This window comes from Paracoccus jiaweipingae, assembly GCF_044335505.1.
Classification (GTDB): domain Bacteria; phylum Pseudomonadota; class Alphaproteobacteria; order Rhodobacterales; family Rhodobacteraceae; genus Paracoccus.
In genome coordinates this window covers 40,140-54,923 of sequence record NZ_JBISBS010000001.1, presented here as the reverse complement: position 1 = coordinate 54,923, position 14,784 = coordinate 40,140, and the positions used below count along the sequence as shown (strand labels likewise).

General features: G+C 67.1%; 13 protein-coding genes. 5 read left to right on the top strand and 8 right to left on the bottom strand.

The features are described 5' to 3' along the window. Positions 1–47: 47 nt before the first annotated feature. Together ACFXP9_RS00345 and ACFXP9_RS00340 are read left to right on the top strand one after the other, a co-directional pair. Positions 48–1,265 carry a 3-deoxy-D-manno-octulosonic acid transferase gene (locus ACFXP9_RS00345; RefSeq protein ID WP_397207580.1) on the top strand — a complete coding sequence of 406 codons (1,218 nt, stop codon included), beginning with the start codon at positions 48–50 and terminating at the stop codon, positions 1,263–1,265. 65 nt (positions 1,266–1,330) lie between these two features. Then, the gene (locus ACFXP9_RS00340; protein WP_397207578.1) at positions 1,331–1,729 is read left to right on the top strand and encodes a DUF1178 family protein; all 399 of its coding nucleotides are present in this window, start codon (positions 1,331–1,333) and stop codon (positions 1,727–1,729) included. Here the strand turns inward: ACFXP9_RS00340 and ACFXP9_RS00335 are convergent. Next, positions 1,704–2,612 carry a DMT family transporter gene (locus tag ACFXP9_RS00335; protein ID WP_397207576.1) on the bottom strand — a complete coding sequence of 303 codons (909 nt, stop codon included), beginning with the start codon at positions 2,610–2,612 and terminating at the stop codon, positions 1,704–1,706. The two genes, ACFXP9_RS00340 and ACFXP9_RS00335, sit on opposite strands and share 26 nt — an antisense overlap. A gap of 210 nt (positions 2,613–2,822) precedes the next feature. Between ACFXP9_RS00335 and ACFXP9_RS00330 the strand changes: the two genes are divergently transcribed. The 3 genes from ACFXP9_RS00330 (at position 2,823) to ptsP (ending at position 7,470) form a co-directional block, all read left to right on the top strand. After that, entirely contained in the window at positions 2,823–3,707 is an 885-nt protein-coding gene (locus ACFXP9_RS00330) for a helix-turn-helix domain-containing protein (RefSeq protein WP_397207574.1), read from the top strand. 147 nt (positions 3,708–3,854) lie between these two features. Next, positions 3,855–5,111, top strand: a complete 1,257-nt coding sequence (locus ACFXP9_RS00325; RefSeq protein ID WP_397207572.1) for an aspartate kinase — start codon at positions 3,855–3,857, stop codon at positions 5,109–5,111. A gap of 112 nt (positions 5,112–5,223) precedes the next feature. Further along, the gene (gene ptsP, locus ACFXP9_RS00320) at positions 5,224–7,470 is read left to right on the top strand and encodes a phosphoenolpyruvate--protein phosphotransferase (RefSeq protein ID WP_397207570.1); all 2,247 of its coding nucleotides are present in this window, start codon (positions 5,224–5,226) and stop codon (positions 7,468–7,470) included. A 162-nt stretch (positions 7,471–7,632) separates the two neighbouring features. On the opposite strand, the gene ACFXP9_RS00315 is transcribed toward ptsP, so the two are convergent. The 7 genes from ACFXP9_RS00315 to ACFXP9_RS00285 all read right to left on the bottom strand — a co-directional run bounded on the left by ACFXP9_RS00315 (position 7,633) and on the right by ACFXP9_RS00285 (position 14,777). Then, positions 7,633–8,814, bottom strand: a complete 1,182-nt coding sequence (locus tag ACFXP9_RS00315; protein WP_397208164.1) for an acetate/propionate family kinase — start codon at positions 8,812–8,814, stop codon at positions 7,633–7,635. After that, a complete protein-coding gene (locus ACFXP9_RS00310) occupies positions 8,814–10,202 on the bottom strand; it encodes a bifunctional enoyl-CoA hydratase/phosphate acetyltransferase (RefSeq protein WP_397209906.1) in 1,389 nt (462 codons plus the stop codon). The genes ACFXP9_RS00315 and ACFXP9_RS00310 overlap by 1 nt, the downstream gene beginning before the upstream one ends. Positions 10,203–10,337: 135 nt before the next feature. Next, positions 10,338–11,405, bottom strand: coding sequence for a DUF1513 domain-containing protein (locus tag ACFXP9_RS00305; RefSeq protein ID WP_397207566.1), 1,068 nt, complete (start codon positions 11,403–11,405; stop codon positions 10,338–10,340). Then, positions 11,405–12,397 carry an imelysin family protein gene (locus tag ACFXP9_RS00300; protein ID WP_397207564.1) on the bottom strand — a complete coding sequence of 331 codons (993 nt, stop codon included), beginning with the start codon at positions 12,395–12,397 and terminating at the stop codon, positions 11,405–11,407. Before ACFXP9_RS00300 ends, ACFXP9_RS00305 begins: the two co-directional genes overlap by 1 nt. Continuing rightward, positions 12,379–13,968 carry a di-heme oxidoreductase family protein gene (locus tag ACFXP9_RS00295; protein WP_397207562.1) on the bottom strand — a complete coding sequence of 530 codons (1,590 nt, stop codon included), beginning with the start codon at positions 13,966–13,968 and terminating at the stop codon, positions 12,379–12,381. The genes ACFXP9_RS00300 and ACFXP9_RS00295 overlap by 19 nt, the downstream gene beginning before the upstream one ends. 53 nt (positions 13,969–14,021) lie before the next feature. Further along, entirely contained in the window at positions 14,022–14,507 is a 486-nt protein-coding gene (bfr, locus tag ACFXP9_RS00290) for a bacterioferritin (protein WP_397207560.1), read from the bottom strand. A gap of 15 nt (positions 14,508–14,522) precedes the next feature. Further along, a complete protein-coding gene (locus ACFXP9_RS00285) occupies positions 14,523–14,777 on the bottom strand; it encodes a (2Fe-2S)-binding protein (protein WP_397207558.1) in 255 nt (84 codons plus the stop codon). Positions 14,778–14,784: the final 7 nt, after the last annotated feature.

The window sequence follows — 14,784 nt, the reverse complement described above, 5'->3', positions numbered from 1 at the left end:
GCTGTTGGCCGGTGCATGTCTGCCCGGTGCATATCAGGAACGCGCCCATGCTGTATCGTCTTGCGACCCGTCTGGCACAGCCGCTTGCGGCGCTGGCGCTGCGGGCGGGGCTGGCACAACCGGCGCTGGCGCAGCGGCTGGCGCAGGTTCAGCAACCGGCGCTGGACAGGCCGGTCTGGCTGCACGCTGCCTCGGTGGGCGAACTGGCCTCGGCCACGCGCATCATCGCGGCGCTGCGCCAGCATCACCCGCTGCTGATCACCACCAACAGCACCACCGGCACAGCGCTGGCGCGCGATCTGGCGGCACATCCCGCGCCTTTCGCGATGGCGGTGCAACTGGCGCCGCTGGATTTCCCGCAGGCGCTGGAGACGTTTCTGGCCCATCACCGCCCCCGGCTGTATATCGCCGTGGAATCCGAGATCTGGCCAAACCGGTCCGCCGCGCTGGCGGCGCGGGGGGTGGCGCAGGCGATGATCGGGGGGCGGCTGTCGGCGCGCTCGGCGCGGCGCTGGGGGCGGATGCGCGGGCTGGTCGGGCCGGTGCTGGCGCGGCTGGCGGCGTTTTCCGCGCAGGATGCCGACAGCGAGGCGCGGCTACTGGCGCTTGGCGCCCCGGCCAGCGCCCGGCTGCCGCAGGTCCAGCTGAAGCTGCTGGACCCGGCGCGCACCCCCCTGCCCGCTGACAGCCCGGCACGGGACATGACGGTGCTGGCGGCCTCGACCCATGACGGCGAGGACGCGGCGATCCTTGATGCCTTTCTGTCCGTCCATGCCCGCCACCCGCAGGCGCGGCTGATTCTGGCCCCGCGCCACCCGCGCCGGGGCGATGCCATTGCCGCGCTGATCGCCGCACGCGGGCAATCGGTGCGCCGCCGGTCCAGCGGCGACAGTGGCGCGGGCGCAACCGTGCTGCTGGCCGATACATTGGGTGAAATGGCCGACTGGTATCGCGCCGCTGGCATCTGCATCGTCGCCGGCAGCTTTGGCCGCAGCGGAGGGCACACGCCGTGGGAACCCGCCGCGCATTGCTGTGCCATCCTGCACGGGCCGGACGTGGCCAATCACGCCGATGGCTATGCCCTGCTGGATGCGGCGGGGGGCGCGCGGGCGGTCAACACCGGCACGCTGGCCCCGGCGCTGGACACGCTGCTGGCGGATGCGGCGCAGGCCCGCGCCATGGGCCACGCCGCGCGGGCGGTGCTGGACGACCACGCCGGTGATGCGAGGCCGCTGCTGACGCAGCTGCTGGCGCTTGCGGGCTGACCGCCCCTTGCAGCGCCGCCGCGCAGCACCGATATTCAGCGGGTTCTGCCCGAATGTGACATGCCATGATCCGCTATGACCTGATTTGCGAAAACGGCCACCGCTTTGACGGCTGGTTCCGCTCGTCCGAGGGGTTCGCGCAAAGCTGCGCGGCCGGGCATGTCACCTGCCCGCATTGCGGATCTGATCGGGTGGAAAAGGCGCTGATGGCCCCGGCCGTGCCCTTGGGCGCGGGGACACCGCCGCCAGAAAAACCGCCACTGGAAAAGCTGCGCGACTATGTCGAAAGCCATTCCGACTATGTCGGGGCGCGCTTTACCGACGAGGCCCGCGCCATCCACGAGGGCCGCAGCCCCGAACGCGCCATCCACGGCGAGGCCCGGCCCGAGGACGCCCGCAAACTGGCCGAGGATGGCATCCCCATCGCCCCGCTGCCCTTCATTCCGCGGGCAAAGCGGAACTGACCGCCGCCCGCCGCCGCGGCAGCCGGGCAAAGACGATGACATTGCCAAGGCTGACCAGCGCCAGCCCCAGCCCGGCCTGCCAGTGCCAGACATAGCCCTCGAACGCCCAGGACAGCGCCAGCGCCACGGCGGGGAACATCACCGTGCAATAGGCCGCCCGCGCCGGCCCGATCCGCGCCACCAGCCCCAGATAGGCGCCAAACCCGCCGATGGACCCCACCAGCGCCAGATAGGCCATCGCCCCCAGCCAGCGCCCATCCGGCGGCGGGGCAAAGGGCGCCCCCGACACGGCCACCGCCAGCGCCAGCAACAGTGCGCCGAATGTCATGCCCCAGCCATTCGACACCATGACCGGCAGCCCGGCACAGGAATTGCGCCGCGACACCATGTTGCCCAGCGAAAAGCAATATGTGCCCGCCGCCGCAAAGGCGATGCCGCGCAGCGTGTCACCGGCAAGACCGCTGGCGGTGACATCGCGCCAGAACATCGCCACCAGCCCCGACACCCCCACCAGCGCCGCCAGCACCATGCGCGCGGTGATGCGTTCGCCAAAGAACAGGCGCGCATTCACCGCGTTAAACAGCGTGGCCAGCGAAAAGATGACCGAAACCAGCCCGCCCGCGATATGGCTTTCGGCGGTATAGATCAGCACGAAATTCAGCCCAAAGATGCACAGCCCCTGCAAGACCAGCCAGCCGATATCGCGCCGTGCCGGCCAGTGCAGGCGCCGGGTCAGTGCCAGCCAGCCCATCAGCACCACCGCCGCCACCGCAAAGCGCCAGAACACCGAGGTTACCACCGGCACCGGCCCGATCTGCATCGAAATCGCCAGCCAGGTCGTGCCCCAGATCAGCACCGTGGACAAAAACAGAAAACCGGTCATCGCAACATCCTTCCGGGCCAGATCCTTCCGGGCCAGCCGCCCCCTGCGGCCCCCCTGTCACAGCCGCCCCTTGCGGCCATCGCCGCCTGTCTGACAGCTTTGGACCGCGACGGATTGCACGATCTTGCGCAAAACCGCCCGCACACCGGCGTGGCGGGGCTTCCGGGGCGGGCAGTCGCGGCTTAATCAGGGGCTATGACAGACCGCCGGATGCATATTTTCGACACGCTCAGCGCCGCGCCCCATGCGCGGCTGGACCACAGGCTGGACCTTGGGGGCGGCACGATGCTGGCGCAATGGACCAACAGCAATGCCGATGTGCATTACGAAAACCCCTCGACCCACACCCTCAGCCTGTATCTGCAAGGCGGGCACACGGTGCGGCGGCTGGGGCCGCAGGCCCGGCAGGGGCGGCCCGGCACCATCTGCCTGATGCCGCAAGGGGGGCCTTCGGACTGGACCATCGGCACCGAACGCGATTTCAGCTTTGTGCATCTGTATCTGCCGCATGACAGCCTGCTGGCGCATCTGTGCGACGAACTGGACCGCGCCCCGGCGGGGCTGGAACTGCCCGAACTGACCTTCGAGGACGATCTGGGCCTGTCGCGGCTGATGGCGGGGCTGACCGGGGCCGGTCTGGCGGGCGATTTGCTGCGCAGTCAGGAAATCGCCGCCGAGATCCGCAGCACCATCCTGACCGACCCGCGCCTTGGCGCCGCCCGCGCGCCCCGGCTGCGCGGGGGTCTGGGACCGGGACGTGCCCGCCGCATCCGCGACTTTATCGAGGCACATCTGGACGACAGCCTGACGCTGGATGTGCTGGCGCAGCAGGCGGGGCTTAGCCCGTGGCATTTCCAGCGCATGTTCCGCGTCAGCTTTGGCCTGCCGCCGCATGGCTGGGTGGAACGTCGCCGCATCGCACGGGCCGAAACGCTGCTGCGCGCCGGCACCCCGGTGGCACAGGTCGCCAGCGCCTGCGGCTTTTGCCATCAAAGCCACCTGACCCGCGCCTTTGCCCGCGCCCGTGGCATCACGCCCGCCCGCTTTGCCCGGCTGTGCCGCGACGCGGGCACCGCCAGCCCCGCCCGCCGCTGATCCCGCGCCGATCCGTCACCGGCCCGCGACCGGGCGGCGACCGGGGCCGCGCCGACGGATTATTGCGCATTCCCGCGATTTTGCTTGTGCTTTCTGCCCCGCAGCCCTAGAAGCGCGCGGTATTTGACAGCTAGCCGGGGGGTTGGAATGCCGCTTCTGGTGATGAAGTTCGGGGGCACCTCTGTCGCCGATCTTGACCGCATCAAGAACGCCGCCGAAAAGGTCCGGCGCGAGGTCGAGCGTGGCTATGACGTGATCGTCATCGTCAGCGCCATGGCCGGGCGCACGAACGAACTGGTGGGCTGGGTCGAACAGACCTCGGGCCTGTTTGACGCGCGCGAATATGACGCCGTCGTCAGCTCGGGCGAGAATGTGACCGCCGGCCTGATGGCGCTGACGCTTCAGGAAATGGGCGTCCCGGCGCGCAGCTGGCAGGGCTGGCAGGTGCCGATCAACACCACCGCACAGCATTCCGCCGCGCGTTTCGTGTCGATCCCGCGCGACAATCTGGACACCAAATTCGCCGAAGGCTTCAAGGTGGCCGTGGTCGCGGGGTTCCAGGGCGTCGGTCCCGATCACCGCATCACCACGCTGGGGCGCGGCGGGTCCGACACCACCGCCGTGGCCTTTGCCGCGGCGTTCGACGCCGAACGCTGCGACATTTATACCGATGTGGACGGCATCTATACCACCGATCCGCGCATCACCTCGCGCGCGCGCAAGCTGGACCGCATCGCCTTCGAGGAGATGCTGGAACTGGCCTCGCTGGGGGCGAAGGTGCTGCAAACCCGCTCGGTCGAGCTGGCGATGCGGTTTAATGTCCGCCTGCGGGTGCTGTCCTCGTTCGAGGATACCGACGAAACCAGCGGCACGCTGGTCTGCGATGAGGATGAGATCATGGAATCCAAGGTTGTTTCTGGCGTCGCCTATTCCCGCGACGAGGCCAAGATCACGCTGGTCACGGTCGAGGACCGCCCCGGCATTTCCGCCGCCATCTTCGAGCCGCTGGCCGAGGCAGGCGTGAACGTGGACATGATCGTCCAGAATATCAGCGAAAAAGATTATGAGGATCACCCCGGTTCGGTGACCGACATGACCTTTTCCTGCCCGATCAACCAGGTCGAGCGCGCCAAGAAAGCCATGGAAGAGGCCCGCGCCGCCGGGCATATCGCCTATGACGATCTGGTCGTCGACACCGAGGTCGCCAAGGTCAGCGTCGTCGGCATCGGGATGCGCAGCCATGCCGGTGTCGCGGCGCGCATGTTCAAGGCACTTGCTGATGAAAACGTCAACATCAAGGTGATTTCCACCAGCGAAATCAAGATTTCGGTGCTGATCGACCGCAAGTATATGGAACTTGCCGTGCAGGCGCTGCATGATGCTTTCGAGCTGGACAAGGCCTGATCGCCCGACCGGTGACGGGCGCAAGGCCCGTCGCCGCCGGTGCGCCCGACGGGGGTAAGGCCGCACCCGGCACCACATGGCAGCCTGCTGCCGATCGACCTTGAGGGGGGACATGCCCGAGCGTTCGGACAAGGAATCGCGCAAGCTGCTGGGGCGGCTGCGGGACACTTTGGCGGCCCCCGGCGGCGGGCAGGACCGGCTTGACCAGATCACCCATCACATTGCCGATTCGATGGGCACGCAGGTGTGCTCGATCTATCTGTTCCGCGACGCCGACACGCTGGAACTGTGCGCCACCGAAGGGCTGCGCCCCGAGGCCGTGCACAAGACCCGCCTGCGCCTTGGCGAAGGTCTGGTCGGCCGCGTTGCCCGCAGCGGGCGCTATATCAACACCGCTGATGCGCCCTCGGAACCCGGTTTCCGCTTCATGCCCGAAACCGGCGAAGAGGTCTTCCCCTCGTTCCTGGGGGTGCCGATCCAGCGCGTCGGGGAAAAGCTGGGGGTGCTGGTCGTCCAGTCCGCCGAGGCCCGCCAGTTCACCGAGGACGAGATCTATGGCCTTGAGGTCGTGGCCATGGTACTGGCCGAAATGGCCGAGCTGGGGGCCTTTCTGGGCAGCGACGACGACCGGATGCCGCTGGCGCATCGCTTTGCCCAGCTGATCCGCGGCACCAGCGCACAGGAAGGCGCCGCCGAAGGCCGGGTTTGGCTGCACGAGCCGCGCGTGGTCATCGCCAACCCCGTGGGCGACGACCCGCATCGCGAAAAGGAACGGCTGCTGCACGGCGTGCACACGCTGCGCAAGACCGTCGACACCATGCTGGCCGATGCCGAAATGGGGGTCGACAGCGAACATGGCGCGGTTCTGGAAACCTATCGCATGTTCGCTCATTCCCGCAGCTGGCTGCGCCGCATGGAAGAGGCCATCGACCTTGGCCTGTCCGCCGAAGCGGCGGTGGAAAAGGAACAATCCGCCGCCCGCGCCCGGCTGGAAAGCGCCGCCGACCCCTATCTGCGCGACCGGCTGCATGACCTTGACGACCTGTCGAACCGGCTGTTGCGCATCCTGACCGGGCAGGGCCGCGATACCGGCGCCGAGATGCCCGCAAACCCGGTGCTGGTGGCGCGCAATATCGGCCCCGCCGAATTGCTGGAATATGGTCGCAAGCTGAAAGGTGTGGTGCTTGAGGAAGGCAGCGTCGGCAGCCATGCCGCCATCGTCGCGCGGGCGCTGGCCATTCCGCTGGTCATCCATGCCAGCCGGATCACCACCGAGGCCCTGAACGGCGACACCATCATGGTCGATGGCGATCTGGGCATGGTGCATCTGCGCCCCGAGGAATCGGTCGCCAATGCCTTTCGCGACAAGATGGCCATGCAGGCCGAGGCCCAAAGCCGCTATGCCGGGCTGCGCGACCTGCCGGCGACCTCGCCCTGCGGGACCCGGATCAGCCTGTATATGAATGCCGGGCTGCTGGCCGACCTGCCCAGTCTGCAAGGATCGGGCGCCGAGGGCGTGGGGCTGTTCCGCACCGAACTGCAATTCCTGACCCGCACCCGTGTGCCGCGCCGGTCGGAACTGGCAGCGCTGTATTCGCGGGTCATGGACAACGCACAGGGCCGCCCGGTGATGTTCCGCACGCTGGATATCGGGTCCGACAAGGTGCTGCCCTATATGAAACCCCAGGAAGAGCCGAACCCGGCCATGGGCTGGCGGGCCATCCGCGTGGGGCTGGACAAACGCGGGGTGCTGCGGATGCAGCTTCAGGCGCTGATCCGCGCGGCCATGGGGCGGCCGCTGCATGTGATGTTCCCCTTCGTGGCGGAAATGGGCGAATACGAGGCAGCCCACAAGATGCTGATGCAGGAAATCGCGCGCGAACAACAGCTTGGGCGCCCGATTCCGGCTGACATCCGCGTCGGTGCCATGCTGGAAACACCGTCACTGGTCTTTGCGCCGGACCGGTTCTTCGAGATGTGCGACTTTATCTCGGTCGGGGGGAACGACCTGAAACAGTTCTTCTTCGCCGCCGACCGAGAGAACGAGCGCGTGCGCCGCCGCTATGACACGCTGGATCTGTCCTTCATCAACCTGCTTGAAATGATCGTGGCGCGCTGCAATGCCGCCCGCGTGCCGGTGTCATTTTGTGGCGAAGATGCAGGCCGCGCGATCGAGGCGCTGACCTTCGCCGCCATCGGCTTTCGTCGGCTGTCGATGCGCCCGGCCTCGATCGGGCCGATCAAACACCTGATCCGCGAGACCAGCCTGACCGGCCTGCGCGCCGCCATTGACGAGGCCAGGGCGCGCGGCGTGACCAATCTGCGCGCCACCGTCACCAATTTCATCGCCCGCCAGTAAGGAAAAGGGGCGCTCGCGCCCCTCTGGCCCCTTTGGGGGGCCATTCACCCCGAAGGTATTTGGGACAGAAGCGAGGGGGGCAATGCACCCCCTTTCATCTTGGCCCAAATATCCCGGGGAATCGCCGCGCAGCGGCGATGGGGCAGCGCCCCTGACCGCGGATCAGCCCCGCGCCAGCGCCAGTTGCCGCACCCCGCGCGCGATAACGCTTTCTTCATCCGTGGGGATGACCATGACCCTGACGCGGGCACCCGACCTGCCGATATCGCGGTCATTGGCGTCATTCGCCGCCGGGTCCAGCTCGATCCCCAGCCATTCCATATCCTCACAGACCAGCGCCCGGATATGGGCGGAATTTTCCCCGATCCCGCCACAGAACACGATCCCGTCCAGCCCGCCAAGACAGGCGGCAGTGGCCCCCAGCTCTCGCCGGATGCGGAAGGTGAAATATTCGATGGCCTGCCGCGCCTCGACCGTGCCGGCCAGTTCCAGCGCGCGCATATCGTTGGACAGGCCCGACAGCCCCTTCAACCCCGATTCGCGATACAGCAGATCCGCGATCTGGTCGGCATTCATCTTTTCGTGCTGCATCAGATACAGCACCACGCCGGGGTCCAGCTGGCCACAGCGGGTGCCCATCGGCAGCCCGTCCAGCGCCGAAAACCCCATCGAAGACACCATCGACTGCCCGTGCCGCAGACCGCACATCGAGGCCCCGTTGCCCAGATGCGCCACCGCGACCCGGCCCGCCGCCAGCGACGGATACATGCGCGCCAGCTCGCCCGAGATATAGTCATAGCTGAGGCCATGAAACCCATAACGCCGGATGCCCTGGTCATAGAATTTGCGCGGCAGGCCAAACGTGTCATTCACCCATGGATGCGAGCGGTGGAACGCGGTGTCAAAGCACGCCACCTGCGGCACCGCCGGAAAGGCCGCCCGTGCGGCGCGGATACCGGCAAGGTTATGGGGCTGGTGCAGCGGCGCCAAAGGTTCCAGTTTTTCCAGCTCGACAATAACGTTATCGTCCAGCAGGGCCGGACGGTTGAACAGCGTTCCGCCATGCACCACCCGATGCCCGACAGCCACCACGCGGGTGTCGGGAAACACCTCGGTCAGCACTTTCAGGACGGTTTTCAGCGCGGTCTCGTGATCGGCCAGTGCCGCCTGCGGGTGCTGGCCGATGGGGATATCCCGGCGCTTGCTGTCCTTCAGCGTCAGCCGGCCATTCGCGCCGATCTGGTCGACCAGCCCGGTGGCCAGCATCCCGGCACCGCGCGCCGGAAACAGCCCCAGTTTCAGCGAAGACGACCCCGCATTCAGGGTCAGGATCGCGTCCTGCATCATTTTCCGCCCCCGCGCATCCGGTCATGGTGCAGCGCCGCCACCGCGCAAGAGGCCAGACGCGACATCTGCCCGTCCGAGCGCGAGTTCAGGATCACCGGCACACTGGCCCCCAGCACCAGACCGGCGGCCTCGGCATGGCTGATATAGGTCAGTTGCTTGGCCAGCATATTGCCGGCATCAAGGTTGGGCACGATCAGAATATCGGCCTGACCGGCGACCTCGGACTTGATGCCCTTGGTGCGCGCGGCGGCCAGATCGACAGCGTTGTCCATCGCCAGCGGCCCGTCGACCAGCCCGCCCCGGATCTGGCCACGGTCGGCCATTTTCGACAGCAGCGCCGCGTCAAGCGAGCTTTGGATATCGGGGTTTACCGTCTCGACCGCCGACAGGATACCGGCGCGCGGGGTTTCGACCCCCAGCGACCGCACAAGGTCGATGGCGTTCTGGACGATATCGACCTTGGTTTTCAGATCCGGCGCGATATTGATCGCCGCGTCCGAGATGGTCAGCAGATGCGGCAGGCCGGGAATGTCCAGCACGAAAACATGGGTAAAGCGACGCCCGACGCGCAGCCCCTTTTCCTTGTCCAGCATCGGTCGCAACAGGTCGTCGGTGTGCAGATGCCCCTTCATCAGCGCCTGCGCCCGGCCCTCGCGCACCAGCGCCACGCCAAGCGCGGCGGCCTTGCGGTCGTCGGCTTCGTCGATCAGCTCGAACCCGCTGATATCGGCCCCCAGATCCTGCGCCGCAGCGCGGATCAGGTCGGATTTGCCGATCAGGATCGGCTCGATAATGCTTTCTTTCGCCGCCTGCACCGCCCCCCCAAGCGAGTTTACCTCGTCAGGGCAGACAACGGCGGTCCGCAGCGCCGGCAGCGGTCTGGCCTTTTCCAGCAGCGCCTCGAAATGGCGGTGGCTTTGCAGGATCAGGCCGGGGAACTGGCTGTCATCGCTGCGCACCTTGTGCCGGGGGGCGATGACCTGCGCGGTGCCGCGCACCACCATTTCCCCATCATCCTGACGCAGCACCTGCGTTTCCAGCGCGATGGTGCCGTCATCATGCTTTTCCGTCACCTCGACCCGCGTCACCAGCGTTTCCCCGGCATGGGCGCGCGCCCCCCAGTTCAGCGTCTGGCGCAGATACAGCGTCCCCGGCCCCGGCAGTTGTGTCCCCAGCACCCCCGAGATCAGCGAGGCCAGCAACATGCTGGGGGCCACGCCATCGGCCACACCATCGCCGTCGCCATCCTCGCCCGGCAGATGCATCGAATTGTAATTCCCCGAGGCCGCCACGAAGGTAAAGATGTCGTCCACGCTTAACAGCCGGATTTGTTCGGCGCTTTCGCCGATCTCGATTTCATCGAAGGTGCGGTTTTCCAGAATCATTCACATTTCTCCAGTCCGGCATGGGCGCGACGGCCCCTGCTGCGGGTATCATGGCGCTGTAACATTTATGCGGCGGCGCAGCGACAGCGATAGCGTATCGGGCGGGATGTGGCAAAACCGCGCCGTGACGTCGCGTCAGGCGGCGATGCGCACCAAGTGGTTGTCCCAGGACAAATCATGCCGCGCCCGCAGCCACAGCCCGTCCGGGTCGGCGGCCCAGATCGCGCCACCGCCATCGGTCAGGGTAAAGGGCGCATCCGCCGCCGGTGCCGCGCCGCACAGATCGGCCCGGCGCAGGCTGGTGCGATACGCGCCGTCCTGATCAAAGATCGCCGCCACACCGCCGCGCGGCGAGGTCAGCACGATCAGACCGTCATGCGCCGCCACCGACCCGGCATAGCCCTGCATCGCGCGAGCCTCGGGTTCGGGGGTGGGACAGGTGGTCAGCGCGGCGCCGTCGCGGGCCAGACCCAACAGCGGCACGGCCTCGGCCAGATCACCCTGCCATTGCATCGCGAAAGCCACGCCATCGCCGGTCAGCGCCAGATGGCGGATGGAATTCTGCGCCAGATCCACCGGCAGGGCGCGGCTGGACCGCAACTGGCCCTGCGGGTCCAGAATGGTCAGATTGGGCTGCATCGTATCAAGGTTCAGCGGTGTGCGGTCCTGCGGGTCGGTCTGGATGCCGCCATTCGCGACCACGATGCCGCCATCGGGCAACAGCCGCAGCTCGTGCGGGCCGATGCCGTGGCTGTCCCATTCCCCCGCACGGGCATAGCCCGCCGTCACATCCCACAGCCCGACGCGCCCGGCAGACCCCTGCGCCACCACTTCCGAGGTGTAAAGCCAGCGCCCATCGGCAGAAAATGCGCCGTGGCCGTTGAACTGGCGGCCTTCGGGCGGGGTCAGGCGGCGCAGGGCCGTGCCGCTGCGACAGTCCAGCACCACGCCGAATGTGCCGGGGCGGCGGGCAAAGGCCACGGCCTGCGCCCGGTGCGGGTGGGCGCAGGCGGCATGTCCGCGTCCGGGCAGCGGCACCGAAAAGGTCAGCTGCCCCGCCGCGTCAATGCCGAACAGCGCGTACGTGCCATCCGGTTGCCGGGCCGCGGCCAGCCATTGCGGCGCCCCCACGGCGGCCCATCCGCGATGCGGCATCAGCATGGCCGCCGCCAGCCCCTTCAGCAATGTGCGCCGGTCAGCCATCAGTCGCCATCCTTGGCGTTGAACCCCACACTTAACCCCAGCGCCCCGCCGATTTCGGCCTGCACCGCCTCGCGCGTGGCTTTGATCGCCTGTTGCAAAACCTCGATATGCAGGCGCTTTTGCGGATCGGCGGCGCCCGCGAAAACAGGGTCGTCCAGTGCCTCGGCCAGGGCCAGAGCGCGGTCAAACCCGGCGCGGCTGCGCGGCGCATCCGGGTGCAGGGCCAGCGTCAGGTCGCGCATCCCCCGCAGCGATTCGACGACATTGCGCTGACTGCGCCCCGCCGCCAGCGCCTCGGCGCGTTCGGGGCGGGGCTTGTCGAAGCTGCCCATCGGGCGGCCAAGCCGGGTGTCAGCGGTGTATTCCAGCCCGGTCACGATCTGGGTGAACAGGGCCTGCCGCGATTCGGTTGCGTTCAGAAAGCTGGTATTGCCCGCCCCGCCCGGTTCCAGCAGCAGCGGCGCGAACCCGTCCCATTCGGCGCGAATGGCGGCGGCATTGCGGGCCAGATCCGTCGCCGTGGCGCGGCGCAGGCGGCACAGCACCTCATCGTCCCCGTCCAGTCGCGGCGCAAAGATCAGCCGTTCCAGCCCGGTCAGCCCGCGCATTGCCACCGACAGCCGGGCAAAGGCGTCGGGGTCGTCGATCGTCGCGGGCGCGGATGCGATCAGCGCCTGCTGCGCCCGCCGCCCCGAGGATTTGGGGTCGGGCCAAAAGCTGATCGCCAGCGCCCGGCCCCCGGTTTCCACCGGACCCAGCCGCAGAAAGTCGATGCGCGCCCAATCGTCCCAGACCGCCTGATAGGGCTGTTCCAGCGCCTGCGGCTGGCAATCGTCCTGCGCCGCCTGCGCCAGGGCCGCGCTGCTGGCGGCCAGCCGGTCATAGGCGGGCAGGATCACGTCCTGAACCGCCTGCGGCAGGTCGGCACGGGCGGGCGCGGCCAGCGACACAGCCAGCGCCGCACAGACCGCGATCAGAGGGATTCGAGCCATGCAATCAACGCCTTTCGATCATCTTCCGACAGCGACACCACCGCATCGCGGGCGGCCTGCGCCTCGCCGCCATGCCACAGCACGGCCTCCAGCAGGGTGCGGGCACGGCCATCATGCAGATAGCTTTCAACCCCGGTCACCTGCTTGTTCAGCGCAATCCCCCACAGCGGTGCGGTGCGCCATTCCCGGCCATCGGCGCGCGATTCCGGGCGCTGATCGGCCAGCCCCTCGCCCATGTCATGCAACAGCATGTCGGTATAGGGCCAGATCAGCTGAAAGCTTTGTTCCGGCTGGCCTTTCAGGCGGTGGGTCACGAATTTGGGGTTGTGACAGCTGGTGCAACCGATGGCATAGGCGATTTCCTTGCCGCGCAGCACCTGCGGGTCATCCAGATTGCGCCGCGCCGGAACCGCCAGATTGCGCGAATAAAACGTCACAAGGTCAAGGCTTTGGCTGTCAACCTCCAGCCCGTCACGGATTCCGGGTTCCTGCCCGGCCGGGGCGGTGCGACAGTCTGTCTGCGCCGTGGTGCATTCGCCGGACGGGTCGGGAAACAGCGGGTTTGACAGCCCCATATCCCCGGCAAACGCGCCTGCTGACTGGTGCTTGATGGTCGGCGCCCCGGCTTTCAGACCGAAACGCCCCAGCATCGGGCGGTCATATTCATGCGACCAGACAATATTGGGACGCCCGGAAATACCGTCGCCATCGCTGTCCTGTGGGTCAGCCAAAGCCAGAATATCGGCCACCGGCACGGCCTCCAGCAGGCCAAGCCCGATCATCTGCGGCGCCACCCGTGGTGAGATCATCAGATCGGCATGAACCGGGCCGTAATTGGGCGCGTCGACGGAATAGGACGGCTGGCGCAGCACCACCACCGTGCCATCGTCCAGCGTGACCGGCAGGTCGGACCATGTGATGCCCATCCGTGCCTCGGCCAGATAACCCTCAAGCGCCAGATCCTGCAACTGGCCGCCATAGACCGGGTCCGGCTGGGTGGGAATATAACCCGGAATAGCGGGCTGATCCGGCCCGCCCGGCACCGACAGCCGCAGAAAGGCCGAGACGCGGCTGTCATCCGGCCCCTTGGGCAGATGGCCGCGCCCGTCCTTGATGTGACAGTTCTGACAGGCCCGCGCATTATACAGCGGTCCCAGCCCGTCGCTGCCACGGGTCGAGGACGGCGCCCCCACCCACAGCTTGCGGAAAATGCCATTGCCCAGCTTGAAATTCATCTCGTCCTCGAACGGCATATTGTCCGAGAACTGGGAAAACGCGTCCGCCGTCGGGATATAGCGCGTGGTCGCGGCGCCGGCGGGGTTCTGTTCGAACGCCTCGGGGGCGGTGAAATCACTCGTCGGGGCGGTGACACGGGCAATGCGCGCGGCCTCGGCACTGGTGCGGGGAACGATGTTCAGATGCGGCTCGGTGCGCCAGTCGGCGCGGGTGGCGGGTTCCGGCGTGGCCGGGGCGGCGCGCACCGCATCGGCGGCATCATCGGCCAGCGCCAGCGACGCCGACAGCACGGCACCAAGCGACAGCAGGGCACGGGTCAGAAAGCGGGAAGTCATGGGGCATGTCCGTGAAACGGCAACGGCGGGCCAGTGCCCGCCGCGCGTGGTGATCATTCGGCCTCGTTTGCCGGTTTGGCGTTCAGCAGGCCGTAATTCTGCTCGCCCAGGCGGTCATGCAGGCTGATCTGGGTTTCGAGGAAGTCGATATGGCCTTCCTCATCCGCGATCAGATCCTCGAACAACGCCTTCGAGACATAATCCCCGACCTTTTCACAGTGGTCGCGGGCCTCGATATACAGGGTGCGGGCATCGTGTTCGCCGGCCAGATCGGCCTCCATCGTTTCGCGGATGGTCTGGCCGATGCGCAGCGGGTCCAGCTTTTGCAGGTTCGGGTGGCCCTCAAGGAAAATGATGCGCTGAATCAGGCGGTCAGCGTGGTTCATTTCCTCGATGGATTCGGCGCGGGACTTGTCGGCAATGCGGCCATAGCCCCAGTCCTCTTGCAGGCGGTAATGCAGCCAGTACTGGCTGACCGCGGTCAGTTCCGAACGAAGTGCTGCGTTAAGGTATTCAACAACCTTTGCGTCGCCTTTCATGATACGTCCTTTCAATTAGCCATGGGCGGCCCTGCGCATTCCGGTCAGAATGGCCGGCACTGCGGGCTGCCCGGTCTCGACAGCATAGCCATCGGATGCCCGCATGGTCGAGACAAACAATTTCATACAACCGCCACAATCAGCCCGCTTGCCCAGCGCGTGATAGATCTTGCCGGGCGTCACGATGGTGTCGGGGTCCGCGGACCGCATCCAGCGGACCGCAGCGCGAATGTCGTGATCGCTGATCTGCATACAGTGACAGACCATCATGGCGATT